Annotated in this window: 11 protein-coding genes; 7 read left to right on the forward strand and 4 right to left on the reverse strand. The window is 66.3% G+C overall.

Going from position 1 to position 12,917, the window contains the following annotated elements:
• The first annotated feature begins 30 nt into the window (after positions 1 to 30).
• Complete coding sequence (locus V6U71_RS13860; RefSeq protein ID WP_054728047.1) at positions 31 to 291, forward strand: DUF6894 family protein; 261 nt, start codon at positions 31 to 33, stop codon at positions 289 to 291.
• Between the two features lie 12 nt (positions 292 to 303).
• Here the strand turns inward: V6U71_RS13860 and V6U71_RS13865 are convergent, their stop codons facing one another.
• Both V6U71_RS13865 and V6U71_RS13870 read right to left on the reverse strand, forming a co-directional pair.
• Complete coding sequence (locus tag V6U71_RS13865; protein ID WP_294048082.1) at positions 304 to 1,611, reverse strand: glycoside hydrolase family 130 protein; 1,308 nt, start codon at positions 1,609 to 1,611, stop codon at positions 304 to 306.
• Positions 1,565 to 3,913 (reverse strand): glycosyltransferase family 4 protein, encoded by a 2,349-nt coding sequence (locus V6U71_RS13870; RefSeq protein ID WP_411339000.1) that lies wholly within the window; start codon positions 3,911 to 3,913, stop codon positions 1,565 to 1,567. The genes V6U71_RS13865 and V6U71_RS13870 overlap by 47 nt, the downstream gene beginning before the upstream one ends.
• A gap of 384 nt (positions 3,914 to 4,297) precedes the next feature.
• On the opposite strand from V6U71_RS13870, the gene cphA reads away from it, so the two are divergent.
• The 3 genes from cphA to V6U71_RS13885 are packed head-to-tail and all read left to right on the forward strand — an operon-like array spanning position 4,298 to position 8,664.
• Positions 4,298 to 7,027, forward strand: coding sequence for a cyanophycin synthetase (cphA, locus tag V6U71_RS13875; protein WP_411339001.1), 2,730 nt, complete (start codon positions 4,298 to 4,300; stop codon positions 7,025 to 7,027).
• Positions 7,020 to 7,883: an isoaspartyl peptidase/L-asparaginase family protein gene (locus V6U71_RS13880; protein WP_411339002.1), complete on the forward strand. Its 864-nt coding sequence runs from the start codon at positions 7,020 to 7,022 to the stop codon at positions 7,881 to 7,883. The genes cphA and V6U71_RS13880 overlap by 8 nt, the downstream gene beginning before the upstream one ends.
• Positions 7,873 to 8,664 (forward strand): cyanophycinase, encoded by a 792-nt coding sequence (locus V6U71_RS13885; RefSeq protein ID WP_411339003.1) that lies wholly within the window; start codon positions 7,873 to 7,875, stop codon positions 8,662 to 8,664. The genes V6U71_RS13880 and V6U71_RS13885 overlap by 11 nt, the downstream gene beginning before the upstream one ends.
• Before the next feature lie 15 nt (positions 8,665 to 8,679).
• On the opposite strand, the gene gntA is transcribed toward V6U71_RS13885, so the two are convergent.
• Positions 8,680 to 9,366, reverse strand: a complete 687-nt coding sequence (gntA, locus tag V6U71_RS13890; protein WP_411339004.1) for a guanitoxin biosynthesis heme-dependent pre-guanitoxin N-hydroxylase GntA — start codon at positions 9,364 to 9,366, stop codon at positions 8,680 to 8,682.
• Positions 9,367 to 9,563: 197 nt separating this feature from the next.
• Entirely contained in the window at positions 9,564 to 10,163 is a 600-nt protein-coding gene (locus V6U71_RS13895; protein ID WP_411339005.1) for a type 1 glutamine amidotransferase domain-containing protein, read from the reverse strand.
• Between the two features lie 262 nt (positions 10,164 to 10,425).
• On the opposite strand from V6U71_RS13895, the gene V6U71_RS13900 reads away from it, so the two are divergent.
• From V6U71_RS13900 to V6U71_RS13910, 3 genes are all read left to right on the forward strand, one after another.
• Complete coding sequence (locus V6U71_RS13900) at positions 10,426 to 11,094, forward strand: thermonuclease family protein (protein WP_411339006.1); 669 nt, start codon at positions 10,426 to 10,428, stop codon at positions 11,092 to 11,094.
• A 286-nt stretch (positions 11,095 to 11,380) separates the two neighbouring features.
• The gene (locus V6U71_RS13905) at positions 11,381 to 11,962 is read left to right on the forward strand and encodes an RNA polymerase sigma factor (protein WP_411339008.1); all 582 of its coding nucleotides are present in this window, start codon (positions 11,381 to 11,383) and stop codon (positions 11,960 to 11,962) included.
• Complete coding sequence (locus V6U71_RS13910; protein ID WP_411339009.1) at positions 11,959 to 12,867, forward strand: FecR family protein; 909 nt, start codon at positions 11,959 to 11,961, stop codon at positions 12,865 to 12,867. Before V6U71_RS13905 ends, V6U71_RS13910 begins: the two co-directional genes overlap by 4 nt.
• Positions 12,868 to 12,917 lie beyond the last annotated feature (50 nt).

Consider the following 12,917-nt stretch of genomic DNA (forward strand, 5'->3'; position numbering starts at 1 on the left):
TTGTGAGTTGCCGAAGGTGGGAGAAGTTGGATGCCCCGTTATTATTTCCACAGCAGCAGCGGCCAGCGCGAACTCGACGACGAAGGCGTCGATCTGCCCGACACGGCCGCAGCCCGGGTCGAAGCCGCCCGCTATGCGGGGCATCTCCTCGGCGACAATCCCGAACTCATCAACGATGTCGATACGCTGCGGATCGAGGTGACCGACGAGGATGGCTGCCTATGTTGCGCCGTGCTCGTCGCGTCGGTCGATGCCAGGCGGAAGATCGAGCGCCCCGCGCCCTTTAAATAAGGCGCCTGGCCTCTAACGCATGCTCGCGAGCAGCCGCTCGATCGGCGTCGTCGCAAAACCGATCGCGCTGTCCGAAATCCCGTAAGGTATGAACAGGTCCCCGCCGACGCGCATCGCGCCGCAGGTATAGACCACATTCGGAACATAACCTTCGCGGTCGCTCTCGGCGGCCGATAGGATCGGGCACTCGGTGCGCGCGATGAGTTTGGTCGGATCGTCGCGGTCGAGCAAGGCCGCGCCAAGGCTGTATTTGCGCATCGCACCGACGCCGTGCGTGAGAAGGATCCAGCCCTCGTCGCATTCGATCGGGCTGCCACAATTGCCCATCTGGATGAGCTCCCACGCATAGGCGGGACGCATGAGGATCTGTCCCTCGTCGTCCCAGTCGGTGAGACTGTCCGAAGCGATGATGGTGATGTTCTTGCCGTCCTGCCGCGCGATCATGAGATAGCGGCCGCCGACCTTGCGCGGAAACAGCGCCATGCCCTTGTGGCGCGCGGCGCGGCCCGACAGAGGCTCGAGCGAGAAGCCCGAGAAATCGGTCGTGCGCAGGAGCTCCGAGCGGATCGCCTGCCCCGAATAGGCCGTATAAGTGCCGATATATTCCGTGCGGCCATCGTCGTGGACGAAGGGCACGAGGCGCAGATCCTCGATGCCGCCGCGCTGCGCCTCGGTCATAGGAAAAAGAACGCTGTTCGAGATCGCACTGTCGGGCTGACGGTGGACATTCACCTTGCCGTCATCGCCAAGCCGATGGCGGTCGTCCGCAACCGCCGCCATCGCGGGTCCCGACTGGGGCCAAAGCGTGAAGTCGCCGCCCTCGCCGATGATCCCCTCGCGGAAGGCGACCGAGCTGATATGGCCCTCGCCCACCGCGCGCATCGACATGAGAAAGCGCTGCTGGTCTGCGGCAAGCCCGCTCTGGTCGGGATGCGGGACGACGCTCGGGTTCATGAGCGCGGCGGCGGCATAGCTATATTCGTGGCAGAAATAGGCGCCGATCAGCCGCCGCTTGACGGGCGAGACGATGGCGGGATCGAGTTCCAGATCTTCCGCGACCTCGGCGAAGCGTTCGTCGAAGATCCGCCCGATCTGCCAGTGGCGCTCGGAAAAATCCTTCCACACGAGGCCGAGCTGTGCCTCGGCCTCCTCCTCGTCCATCGCCAATATGTCGGCGGCGAGCTGCGCCGCCCGCGATGGTTCGGACACATTGGACTGCCAGGCGAGGTGGAAGGGCCTGAGCACGACCCGCGCAGGGTCGGCCGCAAGCTTGTCATGAAGAATGTGCAGCGGCGTGTGGTTCGGATTGCAGATCAACATCGCTGGCGCTGGTGTCCTTCGCTATCCCCCGCGTCCAGAATGTATCGGCCATCGCGCGGTGCGCAAGGTGAAAAGCCAGCGCGGACTCGGCCCCGACATTCGAATTGACCCCGTGACGGGTCAGCCCGTCGCAGCAGCGCCCCGTTGCCGAGCTCGCTATCACCGCGCCGCGGTCGTTCGCGCCGAGAAACCAGCCATAGGCCCGCTCCGCCCGGTCATGCCAGCGCAGCTTGCCCGTCAAGCGGTAGGCGGCGGCGGCGGCATCTACCGTCGCCCAGGCTTCGAGCGGCTGTTGATCGAACGGAAAAAGCTCGCCCTCGGCGCCGAAGCCTTCGCAGCCCATCGGACGGAAATGCCCCTCGCTGCTCGTCTGGATGTCGCAGAGCCAGTCGAGCGCCCCGATGCCGGCCTCTTCCATCGGAACGGAATCCGTCCGCCGCCCGGCGCGCAGGAGCGCCTCGGCGAGACGCGCATTGTCATAGGCGAGAGCGGGTTCGAACCACTCCCAGCCGCTCCGCCGCGCGCTGCGCCAGAGCGCGTTCAGGAAGGCGCCGCCGCGCTCGACGATCGCGCCTGCCGCCGCATGCCCCGGCTCGCGCGCCAGGAGTTCGTCGGCTCCGAGAAGTGCGAACGCGATCGCGCGCGGGCTCTTGAGGTCGGCCGCCAAAGGGGCGGTGCGCGCAAACAGTCCCGCGCACCAGGCGCGGAGTTCCGGCGTGCGCGCGTGCGCTGCGCCATGGCCGAGCGCCCAGAGCGTGCGCCCGTTGCTGTCTTCGGACCCTTCATCCTCGAGCCAGCGCCGGTCATAGGCCATGAAGTTGCGGAAGCGCCCACGATCGGGGTTCCAACCATGGTGAAGGAAGGCGGCGTAGCGCGCGAAGAGCAGGCCATATTCCTCCTCGCCGAGCGACGGGCTCGCATTGACGAGCATCAGCGCGCGCGCATTGTCGTCGATGCAATAGCCGTGATTCCGGTCGGGAATGAGCCCCGTCCCGTGCTGCAATATGCCGACATCGTCCGAGAGCGCGCGGATCGCGGCGAAGGAGGGGAACATCCGCCGGGGCTCGCGCCGCGCCGGCACGGCCGCGACGTTTTCGATCAGCGATGCAAAGCGCGCCGCGATGACCGGCCAGGCGGTAGACCGGCCGCGCGCATAGGCGCGCTCCTGGAGCGCGCGCCGTTCGCCGGGGTGCGCGAGCAACAGCAACACCGCCTCGGCGATCGCGTCGCTGTCGGCCCCGCCGAGCAGGATGCCCACGTCATCGGCGAGCAGTTCGCGCGCATGCACGAAGGGCGTCGATACGACCGCGCGGCCGAGCGCCACCGCATAGGCGAGCGTACCCGAGGTGATCTGCGCGAGATTGGGATAGGGCGCGAGATAGATATCGCATAGCTCGATCTGTTCGAGGAGTTCGGGCAGGTCGAGAAAGCGGTTCTCCCAGGCGATATTGTCCGCGACGCCGAGCTCCCCGGCGAGGTCGGCAAGGCTCTGCCGATAGGCCTCGCCCTCGGCAGCGACGAGATTGGGATGGGTGGCGCCGACGATCCGATAGACAATGTCGGGATATTGGGCGGCAATCGCCGGCAGCGCGCGGATGGCCGCTTCCAGCCCCTTGCCCGGCCCGAGGAGGCCGAAGGTCGAAACGACCGGACGGCCCGCAAGGCCGAGCCGCTCGCGAAGCGGCGAACATGCCTCGAAGGCCCGGTCGGGGGTGCCATGCTCGATCAGTTCGATGCGCTCTGCCTTCGCGCCATAGATGCGGATCAGCGTCTCGCGGCCGAAGGCGCTCATCACGACGAGCTTCGCCGCCTTCGCGACGAGATGCTCCATCACGCGCCGCTGGTCGGCGCTGGGCTCGGCGAGGATGGTATGGAAGGTGACGATCAGCGGCGCCGCAACGCGGTCGACGAGCCCCAGCACCATGTCGCCCGCGGGACCCCCGAAAATCCCGAACTCATGCTGGAGCCAGACCGCGTCGGCACCGCTTGCGTTTATCGCCTCCGCGGCAGCGCGATATCCATCGGCATCTTTCTCATCGATGCCAGCAACGGCTGCGGAATCGCTCGCATCGCCCGGCCTGGCTGCCATCGCATAGACATCGATCGCCATGTCGGGACGCGCGGTCGTCAGATGGTCGTAAATGTCGGCGGTGAAGGTCGCGATCCCGCACTGGCGCGGCCGGAAACAGCCGATGAGCGCGAGGCGCCGGGCGCGCGAGGCGATACCGGCAACGGGCCCGCCGTGGCGGCTCTCTTCATTGTCGAATGCGGTAAGGAAGCTGGTCTCGCTGTCGAATTTCATCGTTGTGCCTTCTGTCCGGTCCCCCCGAATGAAGAACGGGCGCGCGCATCGACCTTGCCCTTCTTCCCCTCGAGACGGGATTCAGTGGAGAACGGTCGAGCCCGAAGGGCGCGCCCCGCTCTGGCAGGAGATGCGTCATCGCCTGCTTCCCCAACGCGCCCCCGCGCGCGCAGTTGCCGACCCGCCGGCAACAATCGCCATGATCCAGGTTAACTCCGGCAACCGGGCCCAGCCGCTCGCGTTGGCAGCTGCAGGACCCAACCCAAGGACAAGCATGCCGCGCTTCCCCCTCTCCCCTCCCGGCCCCATCTTTTCGCGCGCCCCGGCTCGAACCGCGCCCCTCGACTGCGGCAACCGGTCGCTGCCCCCTGCAAGGCCGGCGCATTGAGTTCCGCCCAGCTGCGCGTGCTCGAACGCTCGGTCTATAACGGCCCCAACCTCTACAGCCGGCGTCCGATGATCCGGATCCGCGTCGATCTCGGGATCCTCGACGATTATCCGAGCGACCGCCTCCCGGGTTTCGACAATGCCCTGCAATCGCTACTTCCCGGCCTCGCGGACCATGGCTGCAGCTATGGCGCGCCTGGCGGCTTTCTCCGCCGGCTCGCCGACGGAACCCGCCTCGGCCATATCATCGAACATGTGGCGATCGAGCTGCAGACCAGCGCCGGGGTCGCGGTCACGAGGGGCAAGACGCGCAGGGTGCGCGGCAAGCCCGGCCAATATGATATTCTCTACTGCTACGCCGATGCGCCGAGCGGCCTAGCCGCCGGGCGGGCAGCCATAGAACTCGTGAACGCGCTGCTTCCGACTGCGATGCAGGGTGCCGAAGGGCTCGATCGTATCGCCCCGGAGCTCGACGGCAGAGCGACCGATACAGACAGGAGAGTGGGCGCGCTTCGAGCGATCGTCCGCAAGAACGGGCTCGGCCCCAGCACCGCGGCGCTCGTGGCGGAAGCGCGGCGCCGGCATATCCCCGTCCTGCGGCTCGACAAGGCAAGCCTCATCCAGCTCGGCACCGGCCACCGCCAGCGCCGCATTCGGGCGAGCGTGACCGGCGCGACATCGCTGATCGGCGCCGAACTCGCCGCGAACAAGCAGGCGGCGAAAGAGATGCTCACGAGCATCGGTATCCCCGTACCGCGCGGCGAACTCGTGCGGACGGTGTCGGAGGCGGAACGCGCTGCCGCGAAGCTCGGCTGGCCGGTCGTTGTAAAACCGCTCGACGGCAATCAGGGCCGCGGTGTCACCACGAGCGTCGCCGACGATGGAGCTCTTCGCGACGCCTTCGAGCGAGCGCAAGCCATCGCACCGCGCGTCATCGTCGAGCAGCAGCTCGTCGGAGCCGATCACCGCATTCTCGTCGTCGGCACAGCCGTGGTCGCGGTCGCCGAGCGCGTCGCCGCGCATGTGGCCGGCGATGGCAGGAACAGCATCGCGGATCTGATCGAGGCGGTTAACAACGATCCACGCCGCGGTGTCGGGCATGAGGCCGTTCTCACCCGGATCCGCATCGACGCCGCGCTCGAGGCCTTTCTTGCCGAGGCGAACTTCACTCTCGCAAGCGTGCCCAAGGCAGGCGAGATCGTGACGCTCCGCGGCGCCGCCAACCTGTCGACCGGCGGGAGCGGGATCGACCGGACCGATGTCATTCATCCCCAAAATGCGGCGATCGCAATCGACGCCGCCGCCGCGCTCGGACTCGACGTCGCCGGCATCGACATGATCGTCCCCGATATCGCGCAAAGCGTCCGTGCGTCGGGGGGCGGCATCGTCGAAGTCAATGCCGCGCCCGGGCTTCGCATGCATCTTGCTCCATCGGAAGGGACGCCGCGCGACGTTGCGCGGCCGATCATCGCCTCGCTCTTTCCAAAAGGCCAAAAGAGCCGCATCCCCATCTTCGCGGTGACCGGAACGAACGGCAAGACGACGACGGTGCGCATGCTCGCGCGAATCCTCGAACACCATGGCCTCACCACCGGCTTCACCTGTACCTCGGGCGTCTATGTCGGCGAGACCCGCAGCGCCGGGGGCGACGCGAGCGGTCCCAAGAGCGCGCGCATGCTGCTGCGCCACCCCCGCGTCGAAGCGGCGGTTCTCGAGACCGCGCGCGGCGGGATGTTGCGTGAGGGGCTCGCCTTCGACGCGTGCGACGTGGGGGCAGTCCTTAATGTCACGCCCGACCATCTCGGCCTCAAGGGCATCGAGACGCTCGCCGACCTGGCGCGCGTCAAAGCGATCGTTGCCCGCAACGTCAAGAAGAGCGGCGCCTGCGTTCTCAACGCTGCCGACCCGCTCACCGTGCGGATGGCACGCCGCGCCCGCGGACGGATCGTCTGGTTCACCGGCGGAGCGGTAGCGGACGCGTTGGCACCGATCCAAGCGCATCTCGAGAGTGGCGGACTGGCGGTAAGCTGCGAGCGCGGAACGCTCATGCTGCACCGGGACAGCGAATCCATGCCGATCATTCCCATCGCGACTATTCCCGTGACGCTGAACGGGACGGCCCGGTTCAATGTCGAGAATGCCGCCGCGGCCGCCGCGATGGCCGCCGCCTATGGGATTGCTCCGGGTATGATCGCCTCAGCCCTCGCATCCTTTCGTCCAAGCTTCGAGGATTCGCCGGGGCGTCTCAGCCTTGCCGAGGCGCACGGGGTGCGGATCGTCGTCGATTATGCCCATAACCGCGCCGCGCTCATCGCGCTCGCCGAGTTGCTCGGCTCGATGCGCGGCGACAGCAATGTCCGTGTGATCGGAATGATCGGCATCCCGGGGGACCGGCGCGATTGCGATCTCGTCGATATCGGCGCTCTCTCGGGCGCGATGTTCGATGTCCTGATGCTGCGCGAGAATGTTGACCTCAGGGGACGCCCACCCGGCGAAGCCAATGCCTTGATGCGCAAGGGCGCCCTCGCAGCGGGGCTCGATGCGGCCGCGATCGGTATGCACGATGGTGAGTATGACGCTGCCTCGGCTTGCCTTGCGGCCGCGCGCCCCGGCGATATCGTGGTGCTCACGCCGACCGACGTCGACGGGATATGGAGGATCGTCGAAGCCTGGGCGGCGGGCGCCGGTCCTGAGGACGCCCGGTTGCTGGAGGCGGCGCATGGCTGACGGACGTTGGGCGATCGCGGTCCACGGCGGAGCGTGCCGGATCCCGCCGGCACTGCAGGCGCCGCGCCGCGAGGGGTGCGCGGCAGCCTTGGAAGCCGGCCGGATGATATTGGAGCGCGGCGGCGGCGCGCTCGAGGCGGTCAAGACCGCGGTCTGCCTGCTCGAGGACGATCCGCTGTTCAACGCCGGCCGGGGATCGGTGGCGAATGCAGACGGCGAGGTCGAGATGGACGCGGGTATCATGGATGGCGCCACGCTCGACGTCGGGGCGGTCGCTTGCGTGCGGCTCCTCTACAATCCCGTCGAAGCGGCGCATGCCATGCTTCGCGAGCCGCCCGTGCTCCTCGTCGGTGCCGGCGCCGAGGCGTTCGCACGATCGAGCGGTATCGCGGAATCCATGGAAGCCATGCCCCCGGCGACAGCGGGCGAGAGCGACCATGATACGGTCGGCTGCGTTGCGCGCGACCGGGCGGGACATGTTGCCGCGGCGACATCGACCGGCGGACTGGCGGGCACGCTCGCCGGGCGCGTCGGCGACGCACCGCTTCCCGGCTGCGGCTTCTATGCCGAGGACGGCATCGGCGCGGTGTCGCTTTCGGGAGACGGCGAGGCGATCGCACGGACGCTGCTTGCCGCGCGCGTGATGCGCGCGCTCGAGACAACGGGCGCCAGCGCGGCGGTTACAACTATTTTCGAGCCGATGGCGCGCCTCCGAGCCGAGGCGGGCGTCATCCTTCTCGACCGCGACGGCGCGATCGGCATCGCGCACAATAGTCCGCATTTCGCCGCCGCCTATGCCCGCGAGGGAATGTCCGCGGTTTCCGACATCGTCTGGAAGGATCACCATGCCCATTAATCGCGGCCCCCTTTTCGTGATCGGCGGCCATGAAGACAAGGATGGCAGCCGCAAGATACTCGGTGCAATCGCTGCTGAGTTGGGCCAAGGCACGCTCGTCATTGCCACTATCGCCAGCGCGAAGCGCGATGGATATTTCGAGGCCTATTGCGAGGGCTTTGCGCCGCTTGGGATCGGCCGGCTCGTCGAGCTTTACCTCGACGATCGGGATCAAGCCCGGGATCCGGCGCGCGTACGGATGATCGACCAGGCCGACGGTATCTTCTTCACCGGCGGCGACCAGTCGCGCCTCGTGAGCCTCACCGGAGACACGCCCATCGAGGCGGCCATTCACGCGCTCCACGATCGCGGGGGACTTATCGCGGGAACGTCGGCGGGAGCCTCGGCGCAGGGCGAAACGATGCTCATCGGCGGAAGCGGTGAAGAGACGCCGCGCATCGACGATATCGAACTGGCGCCGGGGCTTGGCCTCATCCGCGACTGCATCATCGACCAGCATTTCGCGGAGCGCGGGCGCATCGGGCGGCTTCTCGGCGCGGTCAGCCGTCGTCCCGACTGTCTCGGAATCGGGATCGACGAGGACACCGCGCTCCGGATCGAGGCCGGCACCGCGCAGGTGATCGGAAGCGGCGGCGTCACGATCGTCGACGCGTCGCAGGCGAGCCATTCCGCCGCGGCGGGCGCGTCGACCGGCGGCATCGTGTCGCTTCACGGCGCGACGCTTCACGCGCTTCGCGATGGGGAGAGTTTCGACCTGGCGCCGCGCCGCCCGGCAAAATAGGCTGCGCAGAGGCGCTCAGGGCGCCGCGTTACGTCCGGAGAAGGGACACCGCCAATCGGGTCCGACAGCCCGCCCCGAATATTGTCGTGCCTCCGACACATCGCCGTGACGGGCAAGCATGGGGTTCGCGTTGCCGGCGAGGGCGACGTCGCGTGCGATGATCTTGCTGCGCATCCTCTCATAGACGTCGGTCTCGCGGAGCTTCTCGAACTGGTCGTGCAGGTTGAACACCAGCGCGGGGCGTTCGAAGCGGCGAGCGGGACGGCTGGCTCGGGGGTGGAGCCCGACGACGAAAAAGGCCTCGCCGCCGAAGCTCAACGAGAAGTGCGGGTCATCAGGGCTGTGACTGACGCGTGGATCTGGCGGCTGGCCCGCCCAGTCGTCCTTCCGGCTCAGCGAGTCGATACGCTCCCACAGGCATGTCTCGAACGCTTGCTCGTCGAGCCCACCATCCTCCTCGAAGATCACCACGAGCGAATGGAATAGGCTCGGCGAGCGCGCATAACTCCAGGCGAGATCGAGGAGATTGGGGTAGATGCGCAAATCGTCCCAAGCCGAGCGCATGTCGCGGCCGACGACGAAGCGGATCTGGCGTCGCGCAAGCGCGGACTTCGCTCCGACACAGGGAAAATCCGTGGCGCGGATGAAGTCCCGGAAGCGTTGAGCCAGAGGATGGGAGCTGTCGTCGGTTGGCGGTAGCATGCTGCTGAAACCGCCCCCTCTCGCCGCAGTTGCGGCGAGTTAACTTGGGTTGCGTCGATTTTTCGGTCGCCTCGCCTCCGCTCATTTTCGATCGGTGGCCTGCAGCCGTAGTGTATAGCTTAGCCCCTCCAAATATCTCAAAGCGCGATTATTCCACGCAATCGAGGGGCGCTCACAAACGCAACTTCTCAGAAATTTTAGCTCTTGTCCTGCAGCGCCTCTACGATCGCGTCGCAAAATGCAGGCAAATCGTCGGGGCAGCGGCTGGTAATGATGTTGCCGTCGATCACGACCGCCTCGTCGACCACCTCGGCACCCGCGTTCGCGACGTCGGTCCGTATCGACTTATAGCAGGTCAAGCGCCGCCCCTTTGCCAGCCCCGCTTCGATCAGAAGCCATGGCGCGTGGCAGATGGCTGCAACCGGTTTGCCGGTCGCGGCAAAGTCACGAATCAACGCCACCGCGTCGTCATCGACGCGCAGAAGATCTGGATTGATCTGACCGCCCGGCAGTATGAGCGCGTCGTAATTGTCGATATGGACATCGGATATCTTGAGGTCGACCTCGATCTCGTCGCCCCAGTCATCTTCGTCCCAGCCGGTAATATCGCCCATCTCGAGGGACGCGATATCGATCTCGGCTCCAGCGTCCTGAAGACGCTCAAGCGGGACCTCAAGTTCGGATTGTTCGAAGCCGTCGGCGGCCATGATGAGGATACGCCGGGACAATAGGGGTTCGGTAGTTGCCATGAGGGGAGTTCCTTTGCCTGTTACCCAGACAATGCGCCGCGCCTTCATATGTTGCCTGCCTCGGCCCATGCCTGCCATGCGAAGCTACAAATGAAAAAGGCGGCCCCGAGGGGCCGCCAAGTCAGTGAATGAAGGGAGCCCTCCATTCGGGTCGCGAGCCGGCGGATAGACGATCGCGCAAAACAGGCGAGCAAAATCTACCATGCCGTAGCGTTATGCGGCGGCGATGATGCATCTCGGCAACAGTTTGCAATGGCTCGGGTCCGATCCTGCAAGGACCTGGTAAGCCGACGCGGTTATGCTCGGTGACATGAAACATATCATCGCCGCCTCGCTGCTGCTGCTCGCAGTCCCTGCTCTTTCGCAGGATATCAGTGGAGTGGCACGCGCCGCCGACGGAGATTCGCTCGACTTCGGCGGGATCGCGGTCCGGCTTCACGGCATTGATGCACCCGAACTGTCGCAGACTTGCGAAAGGCCGGATGGAAATTGGCCCTGCGGCAAAGCTGCTGCGGCCAAGCTGGCCGCGCTCGTCGGTAGGCAGCAGATCATTTGCGAACAGCACGACATCGATGCTCATGGACGCACCGTCGCCGCCTGCCGCGCCGGGGCCACCGACCTTGCCGGCGCGATGGTCGACGCCGGGCTTGCGGTAGCCCTCGCCGGGTTCTCGGACCGTTATGTCGCGCATGAGGTCCGGGCCAAGGCCGCGCGCCTCGGGCTTTGGGCCGGGACATTCCAGATGCCCGCCGACTATCGCGCCGCGCACCCTCGCACGGTCCCACGCAACGCACACCGGCATCGGGAACCAATCCCCTCACCCCCTCCGCGCGCGGGGCCTTCGACCACATATTATAGCAACTGCAAGGAGGCTTGGGTGTCCGGCGCTGCCCCCCTCCACCGCGGGCAGCCGGGCTATCGTCCCGAGATGGACGGCGACGGAGACGGGATAGCCTGCGAGCCCTATCGGCGCCGCTGACGAGCGCTGGTTCGAAGGAGAATCCGATTCGATTTGGATGCAATTGCTCCGGGGACTCTTGCCCTGACGCACCGTCGGGCTATGCTTGCCCTGCATCGGGCAAGAAGGCGCGCGGTGCCGGGTCGTAAGAAGCCTCGTCGGAAAGCCTTGTGAAATTTCCATCCGCTGCCGGGTGGCCGACGCGTATGTCCAGGCCCTCGGGCTAAAGGCGGCGGCGCATATTTCCGAATATGTTCTTACCATTCCGGCAGACTCGCTTTCCGGCTCGACCGGTAGGCGATATGGAATGGATTATGACGACGCCCCCTCGGCAGGCCGCGGCCTCCCGTCGGGAACTCCCCTTCCCCCCGACGACTGGGCCGGTCACGGCCATGACGCGCGGATGGAGAATCTTTATGCTTCGCACCATGCACGGGTCGCCGGAATCTTCCGACGCAATGTGCCGCCGCAGGAGGTGCCCGATCTCGTCCAGGAGACGTTCCGCCGGCTCATGTCCGCGGAGGGGTATGGCGCCGGATTTCTCGAAGCGCCCGCCGCCTATCTGGCATCCGCCGCCCGCAGCATTCTCAAGAACCGGGCGCGCTCGGGCGTGCGCAGTCATGTGCAGGCCCATGACAGTTTTGAGGACCAGCAACTCGCCGGTCCCGATCCCCACGCCGTTCTCGAACAACGCGACCTTCTGCGCCGCGCCGAGGATGCGATCGCTACGCTGAATCCCACCACACGGGATGTATTCCTGATGCACAGGCTCGATGATCTCAGCTATTCCGAGATTTCACGAATCAAAGGCATGAGTCTGAAACGCGTGGAAAAACATATCGCCAAGGCCCTCAAAGCGATCCGCAAGGCGCGAGACGCACAGCTGTGAGGCGCGCGGACAGCGAGGCGGCCGACTGGGCCGCCAAGATGCACGGCTCACTCACCGAAGCCGAACGGGCCGCATTCGCCGCGTGGCACGCGAAGCCCGGCCATGCGGACGCCTATGCCGAGGCAGAGGAACATTATGTGCTGGGTGCCAGCATGTCGCGTCAACGCATTGGCGCCCGGGCACGCCCGTCGCAAAGCGCACCGCGTCAGCTTCGCTGGGCGGTCGCCGCGGTCGCGGCTGTGAGCATCGCAATCGGCTTTGCCTGGCACCTCGGTAAGCCTGGCGACGTCGAACAGATTGCCGCCGGGCCAATGTTGCCCGGCCAACTCCGCCTTGCCGACGGGTCGACGGTGACGCTGATGGACGGCGCATGGGCTGAACCGCAGTTCACGACAAGCGAGCGCCGCGTCCGCCTGCACGGCGGGCGCGCCCGCTTCGAGGTCGCCCATGACGCCAACCGGCCTTTTATCGTCGTTGCCGGGCGCTCTGAGACCGTCGCGCTCGGAACTGTATTCGAGATCGACGCTCGCGAAGCCATTCCGAAGGTGACGCTGGTCAAAGGCTCGGTCGAGGTTCGCCTCAGCGGCACCGGCCATTCGCTCCGCCTTGCTCCCGGCGAGCGAGCCGAAGTTTCCGATACCGGGCCGCGCCTTTTGCCCGAGATGGCAAACCCGGTGCCTGCGACGATGCTGGCGGCTAACAATCTGCCGCTCGGCGCGGTTCTCGACGCGGCGAACAAGACCGGCGGCAAGCCCATCCGTCTTGACGATCCCGCCCTTGCCTCGCTTCCCGTCACCGGCCGGTTCGACGTCGCCGACGGCGACAGCCTCGCGCGCAAGCTTGCCGCGGCGCTAGGCCTTTCGGCCGAGGACAAAGGCAACGAAATCATCCTCCGGAAAAAATAGTTCGATCGGGAAGGGGGGATAATCCTCTCCCGGTGTTTTGCACCCCCAGA

Origin of the sequence: Sphingopyxis sp. J-6 (assembly GCF_046603995.1) — a bacterium.
Taxonomy (GTDB): Bacteria; Pseudomonadota; Alphaproteobacteria; order Sphingomonadales; family Sphingomonadaceae; genus Sphingopyxis.

Excerpts from the sequence above, each read along its gene's own strand:
- V6U71_RS13860 (WP_054728047.1), top strand. The coding sequence starts at position 31 with ATGCCCCGTTATTATTTCCACAGCAGCAGCGGCCAGCGCGAACTCGAC.
- V6U71_RS13865 (WP_294048082.1), bottom strand. The coding sequence starts at position 1,611 with ATGTTGATCTGCAATCCGAACCACACGCCGCTGCACATTCTTCATGAC.
- V6U71_RS13870 (WP_411339000.1), bottom strand. The coding sequence starts at position 3,913 with ATGAAATTCGACAGCGAGACCAGCTTCCTTACCGCATTCGACAATGAA.
- V6U71_RS13880 (WP_411339002.1), top strand. The coding sequence starts at position 7,020 with ATGGCTGACGGACGTTGGGCGATCGCGGTCCACGGCGGAGCGTGCCGG.
- V6U71_RS13885 (WP_411339003.1), top strand. The coding sequence starts at position 7,873 with ATGCCCATTAATCGCGGCCCCCTTTTCGTGATCGGCGGCCATGAAGAC.
- gntA (WP_411339004.1), bottom strand. The coding sequence starts at position 9,366 with ATGCTACCGCCAACCGACGACAGCTCCCATCCTCTGGCTCAACGCTTC.
- V6U71_RS13895 (WP_411339005.1), bottom strand. The coding sequence starts at position 10,163 with ATGAAGGCGCGGCGCATTGTCTGGGTAACAGGCAAAGGAACTCCCCTC.
- V6U71_RS13900 (WP_411339006.1), top strand. The coding sequence starts at position 10,426 with ATGAAACATATCATCGCCGCCTCGCTGCTGCTGCTCGCAGTCCCTGCT.
- V6U71_RS13905 (WP_411339008.1), top strand. The coding sequence starts at position 11,381 with ATGGATTATGACGACGCCCCCTCGGCAGGCCGCGGCCTCCCGTCGGGA.